The sequence below is a fragment of the Herbaspirillum sp. B65 genome (genome assembly GCF_000333555.1).
Lineage (GTDB): Bacteria > Pseudomonadota > Gammaproteobacteria > Burkholderiales > Burkholderiaceae_D > Herbaspirillum > Herbaspirillum rubrisubalbicans.
Map to the genome: position 1 here is coordinate 1 of NZ_BADI01000412.1, position 4,136 is coordinate 4,136.

At 63.2% G+C, this 4,136-nt stretch carries 2 protein-coding genes and 1 pseudogene; 1 reads left to right on the forward strand and 2 read right to left on the reverse strand.

Annotated elements, in window-relative coordinates; all coding sequences use genetic code 11:
* A pseudogene (locus I5W_RS09860) lies at positions 1-1,255 on the forward strand (aminotransferase-like domain-containing protein); the annotation flags it as partial.
* A 39-nt stretch (positions 1,256-1,294) separates the two neighbouring features.
* Here I5W_RS09860 and I5W_RS09865 read toward each other — a convergent pair.
* Entirely contained in the window at positions 1,295-1,579 is a 285-nt protein-coding gene (locus I5W_RS09865; RefSeq protein ID WP_252716976.1) for a helix-turn-helix domain-containing protein, read from the reverse strand.
* A gap of 11 nt (positions 1,580-1,590) precedes the next feature.
* Entirely contained in the window at positions 1,591-3,918 is a 2,328-nt protein-coding gene (locus I5W_RS09870; protein ID WP_044529085.1) for an FdhF/YdeP family oxidoreductase, read from the reverse strand.
* Positions 3,919-4,136 lie beyond the last annotated feature (218 nt).

Sequence of the window (4,136 nt, forward strand, 5' to 3'; positions counted from 1 at the left end):
AGCCGCAATCGGGGTATTTCGTGCGCANGCAGGCCCAGCCATCGCCCGCCCGGCCGCCAAGCCGGCGCAGGCCGACCACCCGGCCTGGCAGCAATCCACGGAAGTCGATGTCAGCCGCCTGGTACTGGCCACGCTCAAGACCATCCAGCAGGACGGCACCGTGCCGCTGGGTTCGCCCTACCCCAACCCGGCGCTGTTCCCTTCGCATCGGCTGGCCCAGTATGCCGGCCGCATCGCCCGTCATGCCAGCCAATCCAGCGTGTTCGACGACCTGCCGCCCGGCCATCCCGAACTGTTGCGCCAGATCGCCCGCCGCTACCTGGAAAACGGTCTGAAGGTCGATCCCGATGAAATCGTGGTCACCGTAGGCGCCACCGAAGCCATCAATCTCTGCCTGCAAGCCGTGGCCCGTCCCGGTGACACCATTGCGGTGGAAACCCCGACCTTCTACGCCATGCTGCACGCCATCGAGCGCCTGGGGATGCGGGCCCTGGAAATCCCCACCGATCCGCGCCGCGGCATCGATGTCGGGGCATTGGAAGAACGCCTGCAGACGCAAGCGGTGGCGGCCTGCATGGTCATGCCCAACTTCCAGAATCCGCTGGGCTTCCAGATGCCCGACAGCGAAAAGGAAAGACTGGTGCGCCTGGCCGCACAGCACCAGATGCCGGTCATCGAAAACGCCGTCTACAGCGAGCTGTACTACGGCAATGCCCATCCTTCTTCACTGAAGAACTACGACCGTGATGGCCTGGTGCTGCACTGTTCGTCTTTCTCCAAGAGCCTGACCTCGGCCCACCGCATCGGCTGGGCCATGCCGGGCCGCTACCGGGCGCAGGTGGAAAAGCTCAAGTTCTTGAATACCCTGGCCACACCCACCGCGCCGCAACGCGCCATCGCCGAATACCTGACCCAGGGCGGCTACGAGCGCCACCTGCGCCGGGTGCGCCGCGCCTTTGCCCAGCAACGCGACATGATGCGCCACTTCGTGCTGCGCTTCTTCCCGGCCGGCACGCAGGTCTCCGAGCCCGAAGGCGGTTATGTCTTGTGGGTGGAATTGCCGCCGCAGGTGGATGCGATGGAACTGTATCGCCGCAGCCTGGCGCTGGGCATCACGGTGGCGCCGGGGCGCATCTTTGCGGCGACCAACCGGTACAGCCATTTCATCCGGCTCAACTACAGCTATACCTGGTCCAAAGAGACCGAGCAGGCCTTGAAGCTGGTGGGGAAACTGGTGGAAGAACTGGCAGGGTGAGCTGTCGGCGCGCCTCATCGGGCGCGCCGCAAGCCACATTTACTGAGGCGACACCAACAGAGTCACGCTGCCAGTCCCATCCTCATTCATCTCGACCTTCACGACGCCGGCCTCTTCCAGCGCCGATAAAAAGCGCCGCAAGGTGCTCATGCGCAATTGGGTACGCTTGGACAAGCGCGCCAGCGACAGCGCCGCGCCCTCCTTCTCTTGGGCATCGGCCTGCAGGGTTTCCACGATCAGCAGCACCTCGGGCGGCACCCCCATCTGCTGGGCGCGGACCTGCAAATCTGCATCCGGCTGGGCGGACATCTCGATCACGCTCATGTCCGCCTCCATCACGCCGCCGAACGCTGCACCGCAGAGCGCGACAGCAGCACCGGAATGGATTTGGAGGTCGGCGTGCGCGCCTTGTCGGCAAAGCTTTCCAGCGGCACCAGCGGATTGGTCTCGGGATAGTAACTACCGATACAACCGCGCGGAATTTCATATTCCACCAACAGGAATCCCTCGGCACGGCGCTTCACACCGTCATCCCAGACGCTGGTGATGTCGACCCATTCACCATCCTTCAACCCCAGCATCTGCAGGTCCTGCGGATGGATGAAGACCACCCGGCGCTGGCCGAACACGCCGCGATAACGGTCGTCCATGCCATAGATGGTGGTGTTGTACTGGTCGTGCGAACGGGTGGTCATCAGGGTCAAGAGCTTCTCGCCGTGGATCGCGCGGGCGCGATGGATGGGCGTGTCCTTGGGTATCTCGTGGACGATGAAGTTGGCCTTGCCACTGCCGGTCTTCCAGACCCGGTCACGCGAGGCCACGCCGAGGTGGAAGCCACCCGGATTGGCGATGCGTTCGTTATAACCCTGGAAGGCATCGTAGACCTTCTCGATGGCGTCGCGGATGCGCGAGTAATCTTCGGCGTACCACAGCCAGTCGATCTTCGGACCATTGTTGCGCGACTTCATGGTGGCCTCGGCCAGATGCGCCACGATGGCCGTCTCCGACATCAGGTGCTCGGAGGCCGGCTTGTTGATGCCATAGGAGACGTGCACCATGCTCATCGAATCTTCCACCGTCACGCCTTGCGGACCGGACTTCTGGACATCGATCTCGGTGCGGCCCATGGTCGGCAGGATCAGCGCATCCTTGCCATGCACCAGGTGGCTACGGTTGAGCTTGGTGGTGATATGCACGGTCAGGTTGCAGGAACGCAGCGCCTCGAAGGTGCGCGGGGTGTCGGGCGTAGCCATGGCGAAGTTGCCGCCCAGGCCGATGAAGACCTTGGTGCGGCCTTCCAGCATGGCCATGACCGAACCCACGGTGTCGTTGCCGTGGTGGCGCGGGGCCTTGAAGCCGAACACCTGCTCCAGGCGATCGAGGAAGGCCGGGGTCGGTTTTTCGTCGATGCCCACGGTGCGGTCGCCCTGCACGTTGGAGTGACCGCGCACCGGGCACAGGCCCGCGCCCTGGCGGCCGATGTTCCCGCGCAGCATCATCATGTTCGACAGCAGCTGGATGGTCGCCACCGCGTATTTGTGCTGGGTCAGGCCCATGCCCCAGGTAGCGATGACGGCTTTGCCCTTGACGTAGACCTGGGCCAGCTTTTCGATGTCCTCACGCGAGACGCCGGACTCTTCGACGATGTCCTCCCAGCTTTCAGCACGGGCCTGCGCGGCAAATTCCTCGAAGCCGGCCGTGTGTTGCTCGATGAACGCCACATCGATCACCCGCTCGGTGCCAGCGGCCTGGGCGACATCATCCAGTTCGATGGTGCGCTTGATGACGCCCTTGATCAGCGCCAGGTCTCCCCCCAGCTTGGGATGGATGAACATGGAACTGATGCGGGTGCTGCCCATGGTCAGCATCTCGACCTTGCTCTGCGGATCGGCAAAGCGTTCCAGGCCGCGTTCCTTGAGCGGATTGATGGCGACGATGGTGGCGCCGCGCTTGGAGGCATGACGCAGCTCACCCATCATGCGCGGGTGATTGGTGGCCGGGTTCTGGCCGAACAGCAGCAGGGTATCGCAATGATCGAAGTCTTCCAGCAGCACCGTGCCCTTGCCGATGCCGACCGTGCCCGGCAAGCCGACGCTGGTGGGCTCATGGCACATGTTGGAGCAATCCGGGAAATTGTTGGTGCCGTACTGGCGCACGAACAACTGGAACAAGAAAGCCGCTTCGTTGCTGGCGCGCCCGGAGACGTAGAAGTCGGCCATGTCCGGGTCGGGCAAGGCGTTGAGGTGCTTGGCCATCAGCTCGAAGGCAGCGGACCAGTCGATCTTCCGGTACTTGTCGGTGGCGGCGTCGTAGACCATGGGATGGGTCAGGCGGCCGTGTTCTTCCAGCTCGTAGTCCGATTGCTGCATCAGCTCGGTGACGGTGTGCTTCTCGAAGAACTCGGGCGTGACGCGCTTCTTGGTCGCCTCGGCAGCGACTGCCTTGACGCCGTTTTCGCAGAATTCGAAGGTGGAGGTATGTTCGCGGTCCGGCCATGCGCAACCGGGGCAATCGAAGCCGTCAGGCTGGTTCTGCGACAGCAGCGTACGCAGCCCCTTGCCATCGGCCACGTGTTCCTTGACCAGGTTCAGCGCCACGTACTTGAGTGCGCCCCAGCCGCCTGCGGGTTGATTGTATTGCTCGATTCTTGGTTTGGAAGGCATGATGTCTCGGGATGGAGTGGAGTCCAGTGTAGGGCGAGTCTAGGTCACCCCGGCGCCCACCGGAATGCACAGGAACCCCCATCGGATTTCAGCACAGTGCGCTTCAAGCAACACGCGCAAATGCGTCCACCTTCATGCCGTCTTTATCTGCCCTGCCTTGCGCTGGGTCACTCGACCTCACTCAATCGTCCAGCGGCAGCCCCAGGGTTTCTTTGATT